Below are 19887 nucleotides of genomic sequence, written 5' to 3' on the forward strand. Positions count from 1 at the left end.
TGTCTCAGCCCAGGTTGCTGGTGCCGAACGTGTCGCACCGCGCGGGTTCGCCGGTCTGGAAGCCGGTGGTGAACCACTTCTTGCGCTGCGCGGACGTGCCGTGGGTGAACTTCGAGCGGTCGACCTGGCCGCCGCCGAGGTTCTGCTGGATGTAGTCGTCACCGATGCGGGACGCGGTGTCCAGCGCGGACGCGATGTCGTCCTGGGTGATGTCGGTGATCAGCGGCTTGCCGCTGTCGGTCGGCGTCGTCGAGGCGTGGTTGGCCCAGACACCGGCGTAGCAGTCGGCCTGCAGCTCCAGCCGGACCGAACCGGACGTCGGGCCGGTGCCCGTGCCCTTCTTCGACGTCCCGAGCAGGTTCTGCACGTGATGGCCGTACTCGTGGGCGAGCACGTAGGACTCGGTGAAGAGGCCGCCCTGCGCGCCGAAGCGCGTCTTCAGCTCGTCGAAGAAGGAGAGGTCGATGTAGACCTTGGAGTCGGCCGGGCAGTAGAACGGCCCCGTGTCGGAGGTGGCGCTGCCGCACCCGGTGCGGACGCCGCCGTTGAAGAAGTTCGTCGTCGACTTCCGGTAGGTCGAGCCGGAGCGCGCGAACTGCTGCGTCCAGTAGTCCTGCACGGAGTTGACGACCGCGACGATCGCGCAGTCGTGGTTGCTGTTGGCGTCGGAGCCCTTCTTGCACTGGCTGTCGAGCTTCGAGTTGTCGACCTGCTGGCCGGACCCGACGCTGCCGAGCCCGCCACTCAGGCCGCTGCCGCCGCTCCCGCCGATGCTCACCCCGCCGAGCTGGGAGAGCACGAAGTAGATGATCAGGCCCACCACGCCGAGCCCGCCACCACCGAGTGCCACGCGGCCGCCGATCCCGCCGCCACCACCGCCGCTACCGCGCAGGTCCTGGACCTCGGAGGTGTCCAGGCCGGCGTCGTCGTCGAACCTCACCCGCGAATGGTACTGCGCCGTTCGTTACCGATCCGACCGCAGCCACGGCGGAAACCGGCACCTTGCGCTGATCGGCTGCGAAACGTCTCCGCCTCCTTTGGCCGGATCGGTAACGAGCCCGGGCCACCGCCGTCGCGCTGACGGCGGCAACCCGGGCTCTGGTACCGAGGTTATGTCTTTGTTTCGGTCGAGCGGTTGGCCGCGGCCGGGCCGGCGTTCAGGCGCTGTCGTCCCGACTGCCGAGGTCGGGACGCGATACAGGCCCGATCGACGCCGAATGCGTGAACGCACCGTAGAAGCCCGCTGACATGCTGTTCGCAATCGCGCCCGGCCCGTTCGGATGCCGTTCCGGTCGCGGGGACACAGCTGGCGGTCAACCGCGAGAATCACCCGCCACGCAACCACCTGACCTCTCCTGGTGGGGAGCCGGGCCGACGCGCCGCCGTCGCCGCGCCATACCCTGGCCGACCGGCCACCGACAAGCAGAATGCGCCTTTTCCGCCCGAGTCTCAACCTTTTCGTGACCCCACCTTCGGGCGATGTTGCGACGGCATTTTTACCGGCATCGGATCGGACTCGGACCGCGCGGTCCCTTGATCAGCGTTCTACGCTGCCTTATGACCGAGGAGCGGCCTGTGCGTTGGTTGGACGAAGCCGAGATGGCGGCGTGGCGCTCCTACATCGTCGCGACCCTGCGGCTGCGGCAGCGGCTGCACCGCGAGCTGGCCGTGCAGCACGACGTGTCACTGGTCGACTACGAAGTGCTGGTGTGCCTGGAGATGCAGGCCGGCCACCGGATGCGGATGTCGGAGCTGGCGGTCCTGATGGGATCGACGAAGAGCCGGCTGTCCCACCAGATCGGCCGGCTCGAGGACGCGGGGGTGGTCCGGCGGGCCCGCGACCCGGAGGACAAGCGCGGCGTCATCACGGAGCTGACGGAGGAGGGACTGGCGTTGCTCCGGACCGCGGCGCCGACCCACCTGGAAGGGGTGCGAGAGCACCTCATCGACCTGTTGAGCCCCGAAGAGCAGGCGACGATCGCCGCCGCGTTCGACCGGGTGCTCGAGCACCTGTCGGAGGTGGACTGACCCGGGCGCGGCTACTCCGCGCCCGGGGCCTGGAGCGGTAGCGGTGGGATTCGAACCCACGGAGAGGTTGCCCCCTCGCATGTTTTCAAGACATGTTCCTTCGGCCGCTCGGACACGCTACCTCGCTCCACGAGGGTAGCCGACGCACTCGGCGGCAACCTGAACCCGGCCCGCGACGTGCTTCCGGCATGGGAACGGGCCAACGCGGTGGTGCGGTCGGGGCTTTCGCGATCCTGGGGTTGCTGGCGCTGGCCCTGGCCGGCGTCTTCGGAGCCCAGACGTACGACGAAACGCGTTCGCGCGTGCTGCCGGCCCGCGTGACGGCGGTGGACGACGCCCACCACCGCGTGACGGTGGCCTACACCGCCCCGGACGGCACCCCGGCGACCAGGACGGTGTCGACCGGCACGGCCAAGCCCGGCCGGCACCCCGTCGGCCGGCCGGTCGAGCTCCGCTACTGGCCCGAGACCGGCCGCGTCGACCTCGACGAGGGGATCCCGCCGGTCGCGGGGCTGGCGGTCGCCGGGGCGTTCGTGCCGATCGCGGCGGTGGGTTTCGCTGTGTCGCTGCGGCGGATGCGGGCCCGGTCGTGAAGGCGCGCCCGGTGACTGCGGGCGGGCTGCTCCTGCTGGTGCTCTTCGTGGCGTCCCTGTTCGGGATCGGGTTCCTCGTGGACCACTACCGAGACCGCGCGGGCTCGGTGGTGGCCCCGGCGACGGTCGAGCGGCTCAGCGCCGTGGACGAGGTCGTGGCGCTGGTCGGCGACCGGTACTACGACGTGCGGACCAGTTGGAAGTACGACCGCCGCACGCGCAAGTGGTCCGGGCCGGGGTACGTGCGAGGCAGCCACTTCGAGGTCCGCTACTGGCCCCACGAAGACCGGATCGCCCAGGACACCGCCGGCGAAGTGTGGCTGCCGGGTTCGTGGGCGATCGCCATCCCGTTCACCGGCGCCGCCGTCGGGTTCGGCGGCCTGGTGCTCTCGGCCCGCCGGTCTACGTCCAGCTCAGCGTGAGCGCCGCTCCTTGCGCCCGGCCCGCCTCCGCGGCCGGCGTGCGGGCCGTCGGGTCCAGCGGGTTCTCGCCGATCGCCGCCACGGCTTCCTCGTCCGGGGTGACCAGCGTGACTGCCGCGCCCGCCGCGCGCAGGTCGTCCAGCACCGCCGACAGCGGCTTCTCCATCGGGAGCGGGGAATCCGCGCCCAGCGGGGAAATCACCGTGACGCGTGTGGCGCCCGCGGCGTAGTCGGCGTTCTCGGCCGAGCGGACGCCGCCGTCGACGTAGCGGCGGCCTTCGATCGTCACCGCCGGCCAGACGCCCGGGACCGCGCAGCTCGCCGCCACCGCGTCGACCAGCGACACCCCCGACGCGCGGTCGAAGCGGCGTGGCTCGCCCGTTTCCGCGTCGACCGCCACGATCACCAAGCGCTGCTCCGGCCAGTCGTGGGACGGCAGCCGCGCCTCGATCACCGCGTGGCGCTCCGCCTCCGGCACCGTCGGCGCCGCGAGCGCCAGCTTGCCGACCGCGCGACGGATCTCCGCCGGGTCCGTGGCGCCGGTGACCGCGCCGCCGAAGTCGGCCGCGAACTTCTCGAAGTCGATTTCGGCCGGGATCTCCGGCGCCTGGCGCGCCGGGTCGACCTGGCGCGCGAACAGCTCCTCCAGGGAAAGCCCGCTCGTCACCTGCGCCGCGACCGCCGAACCCGCGGACGTGCCGACGAACAGGTCGGCTCCCGTCAGGTCCTGGCCGTGCTCGGCCAAGCCCACCAGCAACCCCGTCGTCCACGCGATTCCGGCGACCCCGCCGCCGCCCAGCACCAAAGCCTGTCCGCCCATGGCCGACACCTTAGCGACGGGGTCCGACAGTTACGGCCGCTTCAACGCCTGGGCCGCGATCCGCGCCCGCACCTCGGGCCGCCGCAGCGGCGGCACCGTCGCCGGCGGCTGACGGCGTTCGGGCAGCTGCTCCAGCAGCCGCGTGGTGATTTCCGTGATCTCGGCGACCGCGGCTTCGAACGGCTCGCGCGTGGCGTCCGACAGCGACTGCACGCCGGTCACCTTGCGGACGTACTGGCGCGCCGCGGCCTCGATCTCCTCGTCGGTCGCGGCCGGCTGGAGTCCACGGAGGGTGGTGATGTTTCGGCACATAGCGCCCAGGGTACGACTCTTCGGAGCCCCGGATCACACGGTTGGGTAGGCCCGGCCCAACGTCGTTGACGCCCCGGGCCGCGCTTGGGCAGTGTCGGGGAAGTGCCTCTCAGACCGCGTCCCTTCCGCTCCGCCCGCCCCGAACCCGCGACCGTCGCAGAGGAACTCCCGGAAACCCCCATCCCGGAACAGGCCTGGCCGCGCGTGCGGGCCGATGAGCTCGTCACCCTCGTGGCCCACGTCTTCACGGCCCACGGCTACCCCGAAACCCGCGCCCGGATCGCCGCGGAAGCGCTCTGCCACGGCGATTTGACCGGCTCCCCGCAGCACGGCGTCGCCGACCTGACCCGCGTGCACCTGCCCCAGCTGGAAACCGGGCTGGTCGTGCCGCACGCCAAGCCGCTGATGATCGCCGACCGCGGCGCCGCGGCGCTGCTCGACTACCGCCGCGCGCCCGGGTTGTGGGCGGTCGGCGACGCGATGGACCGGGCGGTGACGCGGGCCGGCCGCTTCGGTGTCGGGCTCGTCTCGCTGCGGGGTGTCGGGCCGTTCGGCCGGGCCGGGCACCACGCCGCGCGCGCCCTGCCGCACGCGATGATCGGGCTGGTGCTCGCCGCGGGCGGCGAACCCGGCTCGCCGATGAACCCGCTGGGCATGGCCGCGCCGGGCGGCGCGTACCCGGAGTTCGTGTTCGACGTCGACCGCCCGGGCGCGGAAGCCGCCGGGCTGACGCTGCTGGTCGAGGTCCTCGCCGGGGTCCTCTCCGGCGTCGCCGACCACGAGCACGACACGGGCCTGCTGGTGCTGGCGATCGCGCCGACGACCCTGCGCAGCGCCGACGGCTTCTACCGCGCGGCGAGCGCGCTGTTCGGCAGCATGCTCGGCTGGGAGGGCGGCGCGCCGATCCGCTACCCCGGCTGGCGCGAGGCCCAGCACCTGGAGCAGTGCCGGGCGTTGGGCGTGCCACTGGCCGGCCCGATCCGCCGCGAGCTGGACGGCCTGGCCTCGTCCCTCGGCCTGCCCCCGCTCACCAGCGTCGGCTGACGCCCGGCTTTCAAACGCCCCAATGTGGCGTTGGGTGCGTTGGACGCACCGAACGCCACATTGGGTGCGTTGGATGCGCCGAACGCCACATTGGGGCGCATCGGGCCCGGGTCAGCGGACCAGGATCACCTTGCCGCGGTCCGGGCCCACCGCCACCACGTCGCCGTCGGTCAGCTGGCGGCCGCGGCGGGTCTCGACCTCGCCGTTGACCGTGACCTCCTCCGCGTCGATCAGGTCCTTCGCGTGGGAGCCGTCTTCGGCGAGGCCGGCCAGCTTCAGGAACTGGCCGAGCCGGATGGGCTCGCCGGTGATGGGTACGTCGACGGGATCGCTCATACCCGCATCATGCCCGGGCGGTCGTCTGCCGGTAGAGGGCCTGCACGTCCGTGTCGAAGTAGCTCGAATACGACGTGTCCGGGTCGTCGCCGCCGTACTCGAAGCCGCCGATGACGCCGATCACCGTGCCCAGCCGGGTCTTCGGGTCCTGGCCGGTGACCCACGGGCCGCCGCTGGTGCCGGTCGGGAAGCCCGCGCAGTCCACCTTCCGCTGGTAGGTGTCCTGCTTGCTGGTGGTGTTCTGGCAGACGGCGGGCGCTTCGGAGTCGTCCGGGTAGCCGGTCAGGGTGATGGCCTGCTCGAACGGGCCGCCGGTGCCCAGGGTGTTCGCGCCGACCAGGCTTTCCAGCGGCTTCGTGGCGCCCACCTGGTGCGCGGTGGCGAAGCCGACGTCGAGGTCCGGGTCCGACGACGCGCTCCAGCCCGGCGCGACGAGCTCGTCCGACACCGTCCAGAAGCCGAAGGGCGCGACGCCGTCGTGGTAGGCCGGGGCGAAGGTGACGCCGCCGAGGTAGTCGCCGCCCTCGCCGTCGTGGATGCAGTGGGCCGCCGTCAGCAGGACGTCGCCCTGCTGGCTGTGGACGACGCTGGCGGTGCAGTAGTGCGCCCCGTCGATGAACAACGCGCCGATCGCGGGGCTGGACACCGCGGGCAGGTCGGGCGTCGACACCGGGACGGCTTCGACGACGTCCGGGGTCGTCGCGTCCGCGGTACGGGTCTGCCGGGCCGCGACGACCACGACGAAAGCCGCGCCGAGCAGCAGGACCGCGGCAAGGGATAGCAAGACGGCGGACCGCCGCACGCGCATCGCCTCCTGTCTGCCGCGAACCCGACCGGATCACCATAAGACGTCGCACCGACACAACGAGCACACCCACAGCAAGCTCACAGCCGCTAGTATCCGTAACTCCGGAGTAACACCTGAGGGAGAGCCGATGAAGCAGTTCGCGGACAAGGTCGTGGTGGTCACCGGGGCGGGCTCGGGGATCGGGCGGGCACTTTCGGTCGAGTTCGCGCGGCGCGGGGCGAAGGTCGCGCTCTCCGACGTCGACGCGGCGAACGCGGAGGAGACAGCGAAGCTGGCCGGCGACAACGCCCGCCCGTTCACCCTCGACGTCGCCGACCGGGCCGCCGTCCTCGCGCACGCCGACGAGGTCGCCGAGGAGTTCGGCCGCGTCAACGTCGTCGTCAACAACGCGGGCGTGGCGCTCGGCGCGACCGTCGAAGAGATGACGTTCGAGGACTACGACTGGCTGATGGGGATCAACCTCGGCGGCGTCGTCAACGGGACGAAGGCCTTCCTGCCGCACCTGATCGCCTCCGGTGAAGGGCACGTCGTGAACATTTCCAGCGTGTTCGGCTTCGTCGGCGTGCCGACGCAGAGCGCGTACAACGCGGCGAAGTTCGCCGTTCGCGGATTCACCGAAGCACTGCGCGAAGAAATGCTGATCGCGCGTCACCCGGTCGCCGTCAGCTGCGTGCACCCCGGCGGCATCAAGACGAACATCGTGCGCAACGCGCGCAGCATCGCCGACGACCAGGAGGAGGCCGCCCAGGGCTTCGAACGGATCGCCCGGACGACGCCGGAGAAGGCGGCGCAGACGATCCTGCGCGGCATCGAGCGGAAGTCGGCGCGGATCCTCATCGGACCGGACGCCTACGTCATCGACGCGATCCCGCGCGTGCTCGGCTCGGCGTACCAGCGGCCGCTGGCCGTCCTCGCGCGGATGGGACTCAAACAAATGGGCAACTGACCTTCACTCATTCAGGTTGCCTTTCTGACAGCGTCGTCCGAAATGGTCCAGAATGCGTGGGGTCCGCGAGCCCGTACCGGAGGTCCCCCGATGCTTCGCACCGCACCGCGCAGCAGTGCGACCCGTTCGTCCAGCGACCGCACCGCGGTGGAGTTGCTGGACCGCACCGGCATCGTCGCGGCGAGCCTGCCCCGCCGCCGGCGCACCGACGACGACCTGCCCGCGGCCGAGCCGATCTACACCCGGCCGCCGGTGTGCGACCAGGACCTGCGCCCGAAGTCCGTGGTGATCCGCCGCCGCGCCCGCACGTGGCTCGGCGGCGGCGCCGCGGTGCTGCTCGTCGCGGCCGGGTGGCTGGGCGGCGGGCTGTTCACCGGTGGGCTGTTCGCCCCGGCGCCCGCCGACGACGTCGCCCAGGTCGACCAGCGTCCGGCGGTCGCCGCCGCGGCCCCCGCGCCCGAGCCGCCGGCCCCGCAGGCGCCGCCCGTCACGCCGCCGCCGAAGACCGTGTTCGTGCCGGTGCCCGCGAAGCCCGCGCCGAAGCAGGTTCAGGTGCAGGCGAAACCGCAGGCGAAGAAGGCCGTCCCCGAGGAGGACGAGGCACGCGTCGACCTGCCGCCGTCGACGTCGGCCACGCCGAACCCGGTGCAGTCCTGGGTGAACGCCGCCGAAAGCATGATGCGGCAGTACCAGTACACGACGACCGTCCGCCGCTGAGTCAGGCGTCGCTCCAGCGGTACTCGTGCTCCGGGCGCCCGGTGGCGCCGTAGCGCAAGCGCATCTGGACCGTTCCCGACTCCGCCAGCGCCGTCAGGTACCGCTGCGCCGTCGCCCGTGCCATGCCCAGCTCGCCCGCCACCTCCGCGGCCGACAACGGCCGCCCGGCCCGCCGCAGCTGCTCCGAAACCAGCCGGGACGTCGCCGTCGACTGGCCCTTCGGCGCGGACGTGCGGTCCTGGTCGTGCAGCACCCGGTACGCGCGGTCGACGTCGTCCTGGGCCAGCGCCCGGTCTTCGCCGAGCAGGCCGCGGAAGCGCGCGTACGACGTCAGGCGTTCGGCGAGCTGACGGGTCGTGAACGGCTTGATCAGGTAGTTCAGCGCGCCCGCCCGGATCGCCGCGGCCACCGACGCGCTGTCGGTCGCCGCGGACAGCACGATCGTGTCGGTCTGCAGCTCCGGGAGCACCGCGAGGCCGGACTCGTCGGGCAGGTAGACGTCGAGCAGCACCAGGTCCGGCGCCAGCTCGCGCACCCTCGCCCGCGCCTCCGCGGCGGTGTGCGCGGTGCCGACGACGGCGAAGCCGCCGACCTCCTCGACGAACCCGGCGTGCACCCCGGCGACCCGGAAGTCGTCGTCGACGATGAGCGTGCGGATCATCGGTCCTCCGTCAGCATTCCGGGCAGCTTCGCGACGAACAGGGCGCCGGCCTCGCCGTCGCCGGGGCCGGCCAGCCAGACGTCGCCGCCGCGGGCGCGGGCGGCTTGGCGGGCCAGCGCCAGCCCGAGTCCGTGCCCTGGCGTGATCTTCGTCGAGACGCCTTCGTCGAACAACGTCCGCCGCAGGTCTTCGGGCACGCCGGGGCCACTGTCCACAACGGACAGGTGCAGGGTGTCGCCCTCGGCGAGCAGGCTGACTTCGACCGTCGCCGGCCGGCGCGGGCCCATCCGGGCGGCGTGCAGGGCGTTGTCGACGAGGTTGCCGATCACCGTGTTCGCGGCGATCGGGTCGGTCACCGTCGTCGGCACCCAGGTGTCGTCGGCGAGCTTCAGCGTGAGGCCCTTTTCCTGCGCCTGCTCGGTTTTCGCGACGAGCAGCGCCTGCAGGTACGGGTCGGCGACGGCGTCGCCCAGCTCGCTCGGCCGCGCCGACGTCGAGTCCGTCAGGGTCTGCAGGTATTCGACGGCCTCGGTGTGGTGGCCGAGCTGGAGCAGCCCGTAGAGCGTGTGCAGCCGGTTCGCGAACTCGTGCCGCTGCGCGCGCAGGCCGTCGGACAGCACGCGGATGCCGTCGAGCTCGCGGGTGAGCGTGTCGAGGTCGGTGCGGTCGCGGAAGGTCAGCACGGTGCCGATGTCGCGGTCGTCGAGCCGGACCGCGCGCGAGTTGATCACGAGCACGCGGTTTCCCGCCACCGCGAGGAGGTTGTCGACCGGCCGTCCTTCGGCGACGGCCTTGTGCAGGCGCGGCGAAAGCTCCAGTTCGGACAGAGCCGCGCCGAGCGGGAGTTCGGTGCCCAGCAAGCGTTCGGCTTCGTCGTTGCGCACCGAGACGCGGTTCGCGTCGTCGACGGCGAGCACGCCTTCGCCGATCCCGTGCAACACGGCTTCGCGCTCGTAGAGCAGCTCGGTCAGCTCGTGCGGTTCGAGGCCGTGCGTGACGCGGCGCAGGCGCCGGTTGAGCAGCGCCGACGCACCCGCGCCGAGCAGCAGCGCGCCGCCCGCGAACAGCAGTGTGATCACCAGCAGCCGGTTGAAGTCGCCGGTCGGGTCGCCGACCTCGAAGCCGACACTCACCTCGCCGACCACGCGCTTTCCCTGCCAGATCGGGGTCTTGCTGCGCACGGACAGCCCGAGCGTGCCGCTCTGCACCGCGCTGACCTCGTCGCCGCCGGCGAGGGCCACGTCCGGCGGGGTGCTCACCGGCTTCCCGATCTCGCTCTCGGTCGGGTGCGCGAGCCGGATGCCGTCGTCGTCGGTGATCACGACGAACAACGCCTCGTTGACCTTCGTGACGGCGAGGACGCGTTCTTCCAGCGCTCCGCCGGGGATCCTCGCGGCCGCGTTCGCGACGACGACCGGGTCCGCGGCGACGGACTTCGCGATGGCCAGCGCGCGGCGGCCGTACTGGTCGGTGAGGGTGCGCGAGAGGAGCACGCTGACCAGCGCGACGCCGATCCCGACCACGAGCAGGACGACGCCGATCTGCAGCAGCAGCACCTGCCTGCTGAACCGCATCCGCGGGAAGAGCGCCCTCTTTGGCATGACTGGGGACCATACCCCCTGGTCAGCGCCGTGCGCTAAATGAGCAAAACATTCAGAACGCGCAGCTGCGACGCAGAACGTCGACAAGCTTCACGCGGACGCCACGCCTACTTAACGTCCTCTCCCAACGCGTGACCCCCACCACGTGACGAAGGAGTCACCTCCCCATGGTTCCCCCACTGATCGAACTCACCGGAGCCACCAAACGGTTCCCGAGCGGGTCCGGTTCCGTGCACACGGCCGTCCGCGACCTGACCATGACCGTGCAGCCCGGCGAGTTCGTCGCCGTCGTCGGCCCCACGGGGTGCGGCAAGTCGACGACGCTCTCGCTGGTCTCCGGCCTGCAGCCGCCGTCCGCCGGCCGGGTGCGGGTGAACGGCGAGGACGTGAAGTCCATTCCGGACGGTGTCGGCTACATGTTCCAGACCGACGCGGTGATGCCGTGGCGTTCGGTGCTCGACAACGTCGCGTCCGGCCCGCGGTTCCGCGGGGTCCCGAAGGCCGAGGCCCGCGCGCAGGCCGTCGACTGGATCGCCCGCGTCGGCCTCGCCGGCTTCGAGAAGTATTACCCGCACCAGCTCTCCGGCGGCATGCGCAAGCGCGTCGCGCTGGCGCAGACGCTCGTCACCAAGCCGAAGATCATGCTGATGGACGAGCCGTTCTCGGCACTCGACGTCCAGACGCGCGCGCTGATGCAGGACGAGCTGCTGCGCCTGTGGTCCGGCTCCGGCGCGGCGGTCATCTTCGTGACGCACGACCTCGACGAGGCGATCGCGCTGGCGGACAAGGTCGTCGTGCTGACGACGTCGCCGGCCACCGTGAAGGACGTCTTCGAGATCCCGCTGGAGCGGCCGCGGAAGGTCGAGGACCTCCGGCTCACCGACGAGTTCCGCAAGCTCTACGCCGACATCTGGGAATCGCTGCGCAGCGAGGTCGACAAGGCCCGCGAGAAGGGAGCGACCAATGTCGCTTGAGACCCCCGCGGCCCCGGCCACTTCGCTACCGGTGCTGGAAACCGAGCAGGACATCCTCACGAAGGCGAAGCGGGCGACGTCCCGCCGCCGGCGCAACACCTGGCTGCTGCGGCTGGCGCTGGTGGTCGCCTGGCTCGGCAGCTGGGAGCTGACCGCCACCTACTGGATCGACCCGTTCTTCTACTCGAAGCCGTCGCGCATCTGGGAGCGGCTGGTCGAGTGGGTCACGGCCGGGACCGACTTCGGCTCGCTCTGGTACCAGCTGTGGGTCACCGTCGAGGAAGCCCTGGTCGGCTTCGCCATCGGCGCCGTGGCCGGCGTGATCTTCGGCGTGGTCCTGGGCCGCAGCCGGTACCTGGCCGACGTGCTCGCGCCGTTCATCAAGGCCGCCAACGCCGTGCCGCGCATCGTGCTCGCTTCGCTGTTCGTCATCTGGTTCGGCCTGGGGCTGGCGTCGAAGGTCGCCACCGTCGTCGTGCTGGTGTTCTTCGTGGTGTTCTTCAACGCCTTCACCGGCGCCCGTGAAGTGGACCGCAACCTGATCGACAACGCACGCATCCTCGGCGCCGGCCGGATGCAGGTGATCAAGGCGATCGTGCTGCCGAGCGCGACCTCGTGGATCCTCTCCTCGCTGCACACCGCGTTCGGCTTCGCGCTAATCGGCGCGGTCGTCGGTGAATACGCCGGCTCGAAGGCCGGCATCGGCTTCCTCATCTCGAACGCGCAGGGCACGTTCGACTCCGCGGGCATCTACGCCGCGATGATCATCATCACCGTCGTCGCCCTGTTCGCCGAGTGGGGCATCGGGAACCTCGAAGGCCGGCTGCTGCGGTGGCGGCCCTCGATGTCCACCTCCAGCGACCAGACCGTCATCTGAAAGGGAACGAATCGATGAGGATTCGCCGGATCGCCGTCGCGGTCACCGCGCTGACCGTGGTGGCCGGACTGACCACCGCCTGCCAGGACTCGCGCACCGCCGCGACGGGCGAGGGTGGCAAGCCGAAGGTCACGATCATGGTCGGTGGCCTGGAAAAGGTCATCTACCTGCCCGCCATGCTCACCCAGCAGCTCGGGAACTTCGCCGCGCAGGGCATCGACGTCGAGCTGCAGAGCGAGCAGTCGGGCGCCAACGCCGAGACCGCCCTCGTGGCCGGGCAGGTGCAGGGCGTGGTCGGGTTCTACGACCACACGATCGACCTGCAGGCCAAGGACCAGTGCATCAAGAGCGTGGTGCAGATGGCCAACATCCCGGGTGAGGCCGAGGTGATCGGCACCGCGCACGCGGACCAGATCAAGAGCTCGGCCGACTTCAAGGGCAAGAAGCTGGGCGTGACGTCACTCGGGTCGTCCACCGACTTCCTGACGAAGGCGCTGGCGGCCAAGTCGGGTGTGGGCGCGGACCAGTACACGCCGGTGAAGGTCGGCGCCGGGCAGACGTTCATCGCGAGCCTGGACAACGGCGGCATCGACGGCGGCATGACGACCGACCCGACGATCGCGCAGCTGACCAACACGGGCAAGGCGAAGGTGCTCTACGACCTGCGGACGGTCGAGGGCACGAAGGCCGCGCTGGGCGGGCTGTACCCGGCGTCGTCGCTGTACATGGGCTGCGATTTCGTGGACCGCAACAAGGACGCCGTGCAGAAGCTGGCCAACGCCTTCGTGGCCACGCTGAAGTGGATCAGCCAGCACAGCCCGGAGGAGATCGCGGCGAAGATGCCGGCTTCCTACAGCGGCGGTGACAAGGCGCTGTACGTCAAGTCCATCAAGTACAGCATCGGGATGTTCAACGCCGACGGGAAGATGGACGCGGGCGGCGCCAAGAACGCGCTCGAGGTGCTTTCCAGCTTCTCGAAGAACGTGCAGCCGAAGAAGGACTCGATCGACCTGTCGAAGACTTACACGACCGAGTTCGTCGACGCGGCAGCGAAGCAGGGCTAGCCAGGCCCCGCTCACCTGACCGGGCGGTTGGTGAGCGATATCGACCCGTAAAGGCCTCTTTCCCCCGCGGAGGCCTTTACGGGTCTTTTCGGACAATGGCAAGACCATGCGAAAGTAGCTACCTTCTTTTTCGCGTTGCTCCAACACTTGGGGAACGGTTTTCCCGGTCCCCATCGGTGAACGGAGTCCCGCTATGTCCAGATTCGTTTCCTCGCGCGCTGCCCGCGTCCTCACGGCCGTCGCCGCGGCGGCCGCCGGCTTGGCCGTTTCCGGCACGGCCCACGCCGCGGTCGAATACGGTTCCCACTTCCATGGTCACCAGTTCTCGGGCGGGAACTGGGGTGGTTACGTCAGTTTCGGCAGCTTCACGACGGCCACCGCGAGCTGGACCGAGCCGACCGTGACCTGCCGGTCGAGCAACGACCTGTTCGCGCCGTGGGTCGGCATCGACGGCGACGGATCGTCCACAGTGGAGCAGACCGGCGTCGAGACGGACTGCTCGAGCGGGCGTCCGGTGTATTCGGCCTGGTACGAAATGTACCCGGCCGCGCCGGTGTACTACAACGTGTCCGTCGGCGCGGGCGACCACATCACCGCGACGGTGACCCGCACCGCCACCAACACCTACCGGCTGGACCTGTCCGACACGACCAAGGGCTGGACCAAGACGACCACGAAGTCGCTGACGTCGAAGCACGCGTCGGCGGAGGCGATCATCGAGTCGCCGACCGACTCCTACCCGACCATTTCGGGCGGCATCAAGTTCACCGGCGTCAAGTTCAACGGGACGAACCTGGCCTCGACCAGCCCGTCCGCGCTGAACGCCGACGACCGCGGCACGAACACCTGGATCCCGGGCGCGATCGGCTCGGACGGCCAGAGCTTCACGATCTCGCGCCACTGACCTATTTCAGGTTGTTGATCGCCCACGCGACCACCATCACCGCGAGGATCAGCGAAATGACGGCTTGCAGCATCATCGTCAGCTTCGCCCAGATCCGCAGCGGCATGACGTCGGTGGGGCTGAAGGCCGCGGCGTTGGTGAACGAGAAGTAGAGGTAGTCCAGGTAGGACGGTTCCCAGTCCTGGTGCGCCAGGTCCGGGTCGGCCATCTGCGGGAACTGCAGGTCGGGGAACTCCGCCCGGCCTGCAGCCCGCCTGCCGGGGCCGCCGCGGTCGAACTCCCAGTACCAGAGCGAGAACGCGACGATGTTGGTCCAGTAGACGACCCCGCCGGTGACCAGCACGGCGCCGGCGTGGTCGCCGATGGTGCCCCGCGCGATGCCGTAGACCAGCGTGACGGCGGAGAACGCGTTCACCGCCGTCACGGCGGCGACGAGCAGCAGCGAGATGACCCGCTCGACCGCGCTGAACTGCGACATCCGCCCCGGGTTGACCAGCAGCAGCGCGACGACGAGCAGCCCGGAGACGGCGGGCAGCAGCCACCGCGGGTGCAGCGCCATGTCATCGGGCACGGCGACCTGCAACACGAGCGTGCCGACGACGACACCCATCGCGGGCCACCGGGTCTCGCCGGAGGTCCGCCGCCGCCACGCGGGAAGAGCAGCTTCAGTCACCCGCCCACGCTAGGCCAACGCGCCGCTTTCACGTGAAAGCTACGCGCCCAGGTCGCCGCTTTCACGTGAAAGCGGCGCTCAGCCGGCCGGGGCGGTGGTGACTTCGCCGGGGAGTTTGCGGGCCACGTCCGTGCGGGAGCGGGCGCCGAGTTTCCGCAGCACCTTCGCGACGTGCTGCTCCACCGTGCGCGGCGACAGGAACAGCCCGTCCGCGATCTCCCGGTTCGTCCGGCCCTCCGCGAGCATCCGCGCCACTTCGCGTTCCCGTGGGGAAAGTTCGCTGCCGTACCCGCGGCGCCCGCGTTGCGAGGGCGCCCACGCGCCGTGCTCGCGCAGCTGGTGGCGGCAGCGTCCGGCGTCGCGGGTCGCGCCGAGCTGCTCGTACGCCTCGGCCGCCGCCGTCAGCTCTTCGACGGCGTCGCGGTTGCCCGCGGCAAGACGGCACATCGCCGCCCGCTCACGCATCGTCGTCGCGGGGTACGGCATCGGCAGCGCCGCGTAACCCGTCGCGGCGTCGTCGAACAACGCGGCCGCCGCCAGGTGCTTGCCGCGTGCTTCGAGCAGTACCGCCCGGCCGGCCACCAGGGCCGCCGACGCCACCGGCGCGTCCCGGCCCTCGATGCCGCGGGCGAACGCCTCCACCACGTTGTCGGCTTCCGGCCACCGCCCGGCCCGGGCGTACGCCTGCGCCGCCGCCGGGACCAGCGCGGCCGCCCAGATCCAGACGTCCTTGCGCCCGGCCGCGGCCACCGCGGTGTCGGCCACCGCGCACGCGCCGTCGACGTCGTCGGTCGCGAGGAGCACCGTGATCAGCACCCCGGCCGCGGACAGCACCACCGGGATCGGGCCGCGGTCCGGCGCGTGCACGCTCGCCGCGGTCAGGTGCCGTTGCGCGGCGGCGAACTCCCCGCGCACCGCGGCCAGCCCGCCGAGCACCAGCGAAGACTCCATGACGATCGGGCCGAGCTCCGGATAGCTGTCCCGCAGCTGCTCGGCCGCTTCGGCGAGCCCGCTCCACCGCCCGCGCACCCAGTCCAGCCGGACGCGGGTGCCCTGGATCAGCCCGATCGCGTACAGCGCGCCCGCGTCGGTCGCCCGCCGGACGCCCTCGGTGACCAGCCGTTCCGCGCGGTCCAGGTGCCCGGCCCACGACTGGCCGTCGGCGAGGTTGCACCACAGCCGGGCCAGCTGGACGCGCTCGGCGACCGTGCCGACGGTGTCCGGCAGTGCTTCGAACTCCGCCCACGCCGAACCGTCCCCGACGTGCGACGCCGCGGCGATGCGGTCGGCGGTCAGGGCGAGCCGCAGCTCGGGGTCGTCGAGCCGCTCGTAGACGTCGTTCGCCCGGGCGCGCCAGGATTCGTGCCACGACACCGGGGTCAGCCCGTCGATGGGCTGCGCGAGCAGGGTGATCCCGCGGGCCGCGAGGTCGGGCCGGTCGGTCAGCTCGCCGACCGCGCGCTCGACCTCCAGCCGGCCGCGGCCGAGCCCGCCGATGGTCCGGACCTGCAGCATGCCGAGGCTCAGCCGGATCGAGCCGCGGACCGACGGCGGCAGCGTCACCTCTTCCAGGACGCGTTCCAGGGTGCCGATCACGTCGGGGCGGAACCCGCGCAGCGCGACCTGGCTGAGCTTGCCGGCCACGCGCCCGACATCAGATTCTGCCGGCCCGGGTTCGGCGAGCACGGACTGCAGGAGGTCGATCGCGCGGGACGTCTCGCCGCGCGTGATGGCCTCGTCGGCGGCCGCTTCCGCGTAGTGCCGCCACTGGTCGACGCGGCCCGCGGCCCGCGAATGCCGTGCCAGCAACGTGAGCGGCGGCGAGGGCTGCGCGGCGAGCACGCGGATCGCCTGCGCGTGCAGCAACGCGCGTTCGGGCCCGCTCACCGTGTCGTAGACGGCCTTGCGCGCCAAGGGGTGCCGGAAGCCGTACTTGCCGTCGCCGACCTCGCCGAGCACCCCGCCGGCCAACGCCGCGAGCAGCGCGGCGCGGAGCGGGTCGCCGGTGAGCCCGGCCAGCTCGCCGAGCACCGCGGCTTCGGCGCCGACCCCGAGCACCGCGGCCGCGCCGGCCAGCTGGACGGCCGGCGCCGGCAGCGCGGCCAGCCGTTCGGTGACCGCTTCCCGCAGCAGCACCGGCACTTCGAGGTTCTCCAGCATCCGGTCGGAAAGCACTTCGCCGACCGGCAGCCGCTCGGCCGCTTCCCGCAGCGCCCGCAGTGTTTCCTCCACCACGAACGGGATCCCGGCGGTGCACTCGTGCAGCTTCGCCGCGAACTCGTCGGTCACCCGGGGCAGGTCGAGGAGCTCGACGGCCAGCCCGCGCACGGCGGAGACGTCGAGCGCACCCAGCGCGACGCGCGCGGAGTGCACGGCGGGGTCGGTCCGGAACGGGGCACTCCACGTCACCGCCCCCGCGTCGGTGGCCGACCGGGAGGTGGCGACGACGGCCAGTTCCGGCGGCATCGCGCCGGCGAGGAACCGCATGAGGTCGCGGGTGTCCTCGTCGGCCCACTGCAGGTCGTCGACGAGCACGAGCGCCGGCCCGCACGCGTGCAGCAGCTCCCGGACCGCGCGGAAGACGCGGTGTCGTTCGGCGACCGGGTCGGTGAGGGGTTCGGGCCGCGGGGGAAGCGCTTCCGCGAGCTCCGGCAGCAACGGCCGCAGCACGCCGGCGACCGGGCTCAGCGACCCGAGCGGGCGGTCGCCGACGCTGCGAAGCGCTTCCAAGATGGGCCCGTAGGGGAACGGCTCCCGCAGTGGTTGGCAGGCGCCGCTGAGCACGCGACCGCCCTCGAACTCCTTGCGGCGCCCGATCTCGGCCAGCAGCCGGGTGCGGCCCATGCCGGGCTCACCCTCGATCAGGACGGCGGCCGGACGGTGCCGGAGCACGTCGACGATCGCGTCCAGCTCGGTGTCGCGGCCGGTCAGCCGGGCGGGTCCCGACCGGACCGACACCGAGGTCGGGCGGGGCGTCGTCAGCCACATCATGACCTCCTCGGCGCGCTCCGGGGGTAGCTCGCGGAGCCTAAGCAGGGCTCGACGCTCCGTAAACCATTAACCGAATAGGTGGTCGGCACGGTCGTCGCACGTCTGCCTACCGGCTGTCACCGGTTTGCCGCGGGAATCGCCGGTCGCGGGTCACGCCGCGTGCGAAACGTCGGTGATTCGCACGTTCCGGCGGTGCTTAACACGTTCAGGCCCATCGAGCGGCTACCGAAAGTAGTTCGCGGAAACCCTACTTAAGGACCTGTCCGACCGGGTGACAGACCACGGCGCGGACCGCTTGGAGCAGGGGATTCGTCCGGAGTGAATGCGTATACCCATTCGCCGGGCGCCCGGATTGCACCGTAACGCCCACTGCGGGGACCCTCACCCGGGGGAGTACCACTGCGTGGCCGGTGCAGAGCCGCGCGTAACCACCTAGGGAGAAGCATGAAGATCGCCAGACTCTTCGGTGCCGCTGCCGCCGCGGTGACGATGACGGGCGCGCTCGTCGCGGTCGCCGTCCCCGCGTCGGGCCAGGACCTGCTGAACCCCGACATCGTGCCCGCGATGCAGCGCGACCTGGGCCTGACCCACGACCAGGTGCTGACGCGGCTGAAGAGTGAAGACGTCGCGACCAAGGTCACCGAGGCCGTCGGCGCGACGCTCGGCGACGCCTTCGGCGGCGCCACCTACAACGCCGCCACGGGCAAGGCGCACATCCAGACGACGAACGCCGCGTCGGTCGGCAAGATCCAGGCGGCCGGGGCCGAGGCCGAGGTCGTGAAGTTCAGCGCTCGCCAGCTCGACTCCACTGTGGACACCCTGAACGCCCGCGACAACGCGGCCCCGTACGCGATCACCGGCTGGGGCGTCGACTCCATCACCAACCGCGTCACCCTGACGGTGCTGCAGGGGCAGCGCGGCGCGGCCGACACCTTCCTCACGCAGTCCGGTGTGGACAAGTCGTCGGTCACGATCCTGGAGACGGCCGCGAAGCCGTCGCTGTACGCCAACATCCGCGGTGGTGACGCCTACTACATCGGCGGCTCTTCGCGCTGCTCGGTCGGGTTCTCGACGACCACCGGCTTCCTGACCGCCGGGCACTGCGCCGCCCTGACCGGCGGCGGCCGGCTGACCGGCTCCAACGGCGCCGCGCTCGGCTCGTGGGGTGCCTACCGGTTCCCGGGCAGCGACTACGCGCGGGTGAACACGAGCAGCGGCTGGACCCCGGTGGCCTCGATGAACAACGGCACCGCGGTGCGGGGTTACTCGAACGCGGCGACCGGAACGTCGGTCTGCAAGGCCGGCTCCACGACCGGCTGGACCTGCGGCACCATCGGCGCCAAGAACCAGAGCGTCCGCTACGCCGAGGGCACGGTCAACGGCATGACGGCGACGAACGTCCGCTCGGCGGCGGGTGACTCGGGCGGCGGCTTCATCAGCGGCAACTCGGCGCAGGGCATCCTGTCCGGTGGCAACACCGCGACGACGTACTTCTTCCCGATCGGCGCCGCGCTGTCGGCGACCGGTGCCACGCTGAAGACCAGCTGACCTGCTCCCGGAATGGCGAAAGGGCGGGTTTCGACTGCCTCCAGCGCAGTCGAAACCCGCCCTTCGTTCCTCGCCGCGGGAATGGGAGGTTCAGGGGTCAGACGTTGCTGATCTCCTCGATCAGCCCGTCGACGTCGAAGTGCGCGCTCTCGTCGCCGAGCGGCACCAGCTCGTAGGACGCCTCGAGGAACGTCCGGATGTCTTCGACCTCGAGCTCGAACGACGCATAGCCGTCCGGTGACTCGATTTCCAGGGTCAGGAAGTCTTCGTCGTCGGACAGGTCCGGGCGGATCCGGACGTCACCGAGACCGGCGGGCTCGTCGAGGCCGGCCACCAGCAGGTCACGCGCGAAGGTCCACTCGATCCACCGGCCGCGCTCGGTCCGGAACGCCACGGTGACCGCGAACGGCTCTTCGGCGTGGTAGGAGAGGCGGGACAGGACGGGCGTGGTGCTCTCGTTCAGCACCACGAACTGGCTCTGGTGAACGGCGTCGGTCTGCATGGCCCCTCCTGGAGTCCGGGTGGTTCGCGCGGCGCGAACTGTTCGAGGAGGAGATGACCAGGCATG

Annotated in this window: 21 protein-coding genes and 1 tRNA gene; 11 read left to right on the forward strand and 11 right to left on the reverse strand. The window is 71.2% G+C overall.

Annotated elements, in window-relative coordinates:
- Positions 1 to 4: 4 nt before the first annotated feature.
- On the reverse strand, positions 5 to 940 hold the full coding sequence (gene ypfJ, locus M8542_RS43390; RefSeq protein ID WP_257926237.1) for a KPN_02809 family neutral zinc metallopeptidase: 936 nt from the start codon (positions 938 to 940) through the stop codon (positions 5 to 7).
- A 617-nt stretch (positions 941 to 1557) separates the two neighbouring features.
- Here ypfJ and M8542_RS43395 point away from each other — a divergent pair.
- Positions 1558 to 2028, forward strand: a complete 471-nt coding sequence (locus M8542_RS43395; RefSeq protein ID WP_257926238.1) for a MarR family winged helix-turn-helix transcriptional regulator — start codon at positions 1558 to 1560, stop codon at positions 2026 to 2028.
- 35 nt (positions 2029 to 2063) lie between these two features.
- Here M8542_RS43395 and M8542_RS43400 read toward each other — a convergent pair.
- Positions 2064 to 2150, reverse strand: a tRNA-Ser gene (locus M8542_RS43400).
- A gap of 66 nt (positions 2151 to 2216) precedes the next feature.
- Between M8542_RS43400 and M8542_RS43405 the strand changes: the two genes are divergently transcribed.
- A complete protein-coding gene (locus tag M8542_RS43405; protein ID WP_257926239.1) occupies positions 2217 to 2621 on the forward strand; it encodes a hypothetical protein in 405 nt (134 codons plus the stop codon).
- A gap of 11 nt (positions 2622 to 2632) precedes the next feature.
- Positions 2633 to 3043 (forward strand): hypothetical protein, encoded by a 411-nt coding sequence (locus M8542_RS43410; protein ID WP_257926240.1) that lies wholly within the window; start codon positions 2633 to 2635, stop codon positions 3041 to 3043.
- On the opposite strand, the gene M8542_RS43415 is transcribed toward M8542_RS43410, so the two are convergent.
- Both M8542_RS43415 and M8542_RS43420 read right to left on the reverse strand, forming a co-directional pair.
- Positions 3024 to 3863, reverse strand: a complete 840-nt coding sequence (locus M8542_RS43415) for a patatin-like phospholipase family protein (protein ID WP_257926241.1) — start codon at positions 3861 to 3863, stop codon at positions 3024 to 3026. The genes M8542_RS43410 and M8542_RS43415 overlap by 20 nt on opposite strands.
- A 30-nt stretch (positions 3864 to 3893) precedes the next feature.
- The gene (locus tag M8542_RS43420) at positions 3894 to 4175 is read right to left on the reverse strand and encodes a DUF2277 domain-containing protein (protein WP_257926242.1); all 282 of its coding nucleotides are present in this window, start codon (positions 4173 to 4175) and stop codon (positions 3894 to 3896) included.
- A gap of 102 nt (positions 4176 to 4277) precedes the next feature.
- Between M8542_RS43420 and M8542_RS43425 the strand changes: the two genes are divergently transcribed.
- Entirely contained in the window at positions 4278 to 5219 is a 942-nt protein-coding gene (locus M8542_RS43425) for an Ldh family oxidoreductase (RefSeq protein ID WP_257926243.1), read from the forward strand.
- 111 nt (positions 5220 to 5330) lie between these two features.
- Here M8542_RS43425 and M8542_RS43430 read toward each other — a convergent pair whose 3' ends face one another.
- The gene (locus tag M8542_RS43430; protein ID WP_257926244.1) at positions 5331 to 5555 is read right to left on the reverse strand and encodes an RNA-binding S4 domain-containing protein; all 225 of its coding nucleotides are present in this window, start codon (positions 5553 to 5555) and stop codon (positions 5331 to 5333) included.
- Between the two features lie 7 nt (positions 5556 to 5562).
- Positions 5563 to 6363, reverse strand: a complete 801-nt coding sequence (locus M8542_RS43435) for a trypsin-like serine peptidase (protein WP_257926245.1) — start codon at positions 6361 to 6363, stop codon at positions 5563 to 5565.
- Positions 6364 to 6490: 127 nt separating this feature from the next.
- Here M8542_RS43435 and M8542_RS43440 point away from each other — a divergent pair, with 127 nt between their 5' ends.
- Both M8542_RS43440 and M8542_RS43445 read left to right on the forward strand, forming a co-directional pair.
- Positions 6491 to 7309: an SDR family oxidoreductase gene (locus tag M8542_RS43440; RefSeq protein ID WP_257926246.1), complete on the forward strand. Its 819-nt coding sequence runs from the start codon at positions 6491 to 6493 to the stop codon at positions 7307 to 7309.
- A gap of 90 nt (positions 7310 to 7399) precedes the next feature.
- Positions 7400 to 8026 carry a hypothetical protein gene (locus M8542_RS43445; protein WP_257926247.1) on the forward strand — a complete coding sequence of 209 codons (627 nt, stop codon included), beginning with the start codon at positions 7400 to 7402 and terminating at the stop codon, positions 8024 to 8026.
- 1 nt (position 8027) lies between these two features.
- On the opposite strand, the gene M8542_RS43450 is transcribed toward M8542_RS43445, so the two are convergent.
- A complete protein-coding gene (locus M8542_RS43450; RefSeq protein WP_257926248.1) occupies positions 8028 to 8687 on the reverse strand; it encodes a response regulator in 660 nt (219 codons plus the stop codon).
- Positions 8684 to 10261: a sensor histidine kinase gene (locus M8542_RS43455; protein WP_257926335.1), complete on the reverse strand. Its 1578-nt coding sequence runs from the start codon at positions 10259 to 10261 to the stop codon at positions 8684 to 8686. The genes M8542_RS43450 and M8542_RS43455 overlap by 4 nt, the downstream gene beginning before the upstream one ends.
- Before the next feature lie 194 nt (positions 10262 to 10455).
- Here M8542_RS43455 and M8542_RS43460 point away from each other — a divergent pair, with 194 nt between their 5' ends.
- From M8542_RS43460 to M8542_RS43475, 4 genes are all read left to right on the forward strand, one after another.
- On the forward strand, positions 10456 to 11262 hold the full coding sequence (locus M8542_RS43460; protein WP_257926249.1) for an ABC transporter ATP-binding protein: 807 nt from the start codon (positions 10456 to 10458) through the stop codon (positions 11260 to 11262).
- Positions 11252 to 12139: an ABC transporter permease gene (locus tag M8542_RS43465; protein WP_257926250.1), complete on the forward strand. Its 888-nt coding sequence runs from the start codon at positions 11252 to 11254 to the stop codon at positions 12137 to 12139. Before M8542_RS43460 ends, M8542_RS43465 begins: the two co-directional genes overlap by 11 nt.
- 14 nt (positions 12140 to 12153) lie before the next feature.
- Positions 12154 to 13203: an ABC transporter substrate-binding protein gene (locus tag M8542_RS43470; RefSeq protein WP_257926251.1), complete on the forward strand. Its 1050-nt coding sequence runs from the start codon at positions 12154 to 12156 to the stop codon at positions 13201 to 13203.
- A gap of 193 nt (positions 13204 to 13396) precedes the next feature.
- Complete coding sequence (locus M8542_RS43475; protein ID WP_257926252.1) at positions 13397 to 14107, forward strand: G1 family glutamic endopeptidase; 711 nt, start codon at positions 13397 to 13399, stop codon at positions 14105 to 14107.
- 1 nt (position 14108) lies between these two features.
- Here the strand turns inward: M8542_RS43475 and M8542_RS43480 are convergent, their stop codons facing one another.
- Entirely contained in the window at positions 14109 to 14717 is a 609-nt protein-coding gene (locus M8542_RS43480) for a DUF1345 domain-containing protein (RefSeq protein WP_257926336.1), read from the reverse strand.
- A 141-nt stretch (positions 14718 to 14858) separates the two neighbouring features.
- Positions 14859 to 17768 (reverse strand): ATP-binding protein, encoded by a 2910-nt coding sequence (locus M8542_RS43485; RefSeq protein ID WP_257926253.1) that lies wholly within the window; start codon positions 17766 to 17768, stop codon positions 14859 to 14861.
- Between the two features lie 447 nt (positions 17769 to 18215).
- Here M8542_RS43485 and M8542_RS43490 point away from each other — a divergent pair, with 447 nt between their 5' ends.
- Positions 18216 to 19319, forward strand: a complete 1104-nt coding sequence (locus M8542_RS43490; RefSeq protein WP_257926254.1) for a S1 family peptidase — start codon at positions 18216 to 18218, stop codon at positions 19317 to 19319.
- A gap of 97 nt (positions 19320 to 19416) precedes the next feature.
- On the opposite strand, the gene M8542_RS43495 is transcribed toward M8542_RS43490, so the two are convergent.
- Entirely contained in the window at positions 19417 to 19821 is a 405-nt protein-coding gene (locus tag M8542_RS43495) for an SsgA family sporulation/cell division regulator (RefSeq protein ID WP_257926255.1), read from the reverse strand.
- Positions 19822 to 19887 lie beyond the last annotated feature (66 nt).

Source organism: Amycolatopsis iheyensis, from assembly GCF_024703995.1.
Classification (GTDB): Bacteria; Actinomycetota; Actinomycetes; order Mycobacteriales; family Pseudonocardiaceae; genus Amycolatopsis; species Amycolatopsis iheyensis.

Bases quoted from the DNA above. Each gene is read 5' to 3' on its own strand.
- M8542_RS43395 (WP_257926238.1), top strand. From the start codon at position 1,558: ATGACCGAGGAGCGGCCTGTGCGTTGGTTGGACGAAGCCGAGATGGCG.
- M8542_RS43405 (WP_257926239.1), top strand. From the start codon at position 2,217: ATGGGAACGGGCCAACGCGGTGGTGCGGTCGGGGCTTTCGCGATCCTG.
- M8542_RS43415 (WP_257926241.1), bottom strand. From the start codon at position 3,863: ATGGGCGGACAGGCTTTGGTGCTGGGCGGCGGCGGGGTCGCCGGAATC.
- M8542_RS43420 (WP_257926242.1), bottom strand. From the start codon at position 4,175: ATGTGCCGAAACATCACCACCCTCCGTGGACTCCAGCCGGCCGCGACC.
- M8542_RS43430 (WP_257926244.1), bottom strand. From the start codon at position 5,555: ATGAGCGATCCCGTCGACGTACCCATCACCGGCGAGCCCATCCGGCTC.
- M8542_RS43435 (WP_257926245.1), bottom strand. From the start codon at position 6,363: ATGCGCGTGCGGCGGTCCGCCGTCTTGCTATCCCTTGCCGCGGTCCTG.
- M8542_RS43440 (WP_257926246.1), top strand. From the start codon at position 6,491: ATGAAGCAGTTCGCGGACAAGGTCGTGGTGGTCACCGGGGCGGGCTCG.
- M8542_RS43445 (WP_257926247.1), top strand. From the start codon at position 7,400: ATGCTTCGCACCGCACCGCGCAGCAGTGCGACCCGTTCGTCCAGCGAC.
- M8542_RS43450 (WP_257926248.1), bottom strand. From the start codon at position 8,687: ATGATCCGCACGCTCATCGTCGACGACGACTTCCGGGTCGCCGGGGTG.
- M8542_RS43455 (WP_257926335.1), bottom strand. From the start codon at position 10,261: ATGCGGTTCAGCAGGCAGGTGCTGCTGCTGCAGATCGGCGTCGTCCTG.
- M8542_RS43460 (WP_257926249.1), top strand. From the start codon at position 10,456: ATGGTTCCCCCACTGATCGAACTCACCGGAGCCACCAAACGGTTCCCG.
- M8542_RS43465 (WP_257926250.1), top strand. From the start codon at position 11,252: ATGTCGCTTGAGACCCCCGCGGCCCCGGCCACTTCGCTACCGGTGCTG.
- M8542_RS43470 (WP_257926251.1), top strand. From the start codon at position 12,154: ATGAGGATTCGCCGGATCGCCGTCGCGGTCACCGCGCTGACCGTGGTG.
- M8542_RS43475 (WP_257926252.1), top strand. From the start codon at position 13,397: ATGTCCAGATTCGTTTCCTCGCGCGCTGCCCGCGTCCTCACGGCCGTC.
- M8542_RS43480 (WP_257926336.1), bottom strand. From the start codon at position 14,717: ATGGGTGTCGTCGTCGGCACGCTCGTGTTGCAGGTCGCCGTGCCCGAT.
- M8542_RS43485 (WP_257926253.1), bottom strand. From the start codon at position 17,768: ATGTGGCTGACGACGCCCCGCCCGACCTCGGTGTCGGTCCGGTCGGGA.
- M8542_RS43490 (WP_257926254.1), top strand. From the start codon at position 18,216: ATGAAGATCGCCAGACTCTTCGGTGCCGCTGCCGCCGCGGTGACGATG.
- M8542_RS43495 (WP_257926255.1), bottom strand. From the start codon at position 19,821: ATGCAGACCGACGCCGTTCACCAGAGCCAGTTCGTGGTGCTGAACGAG.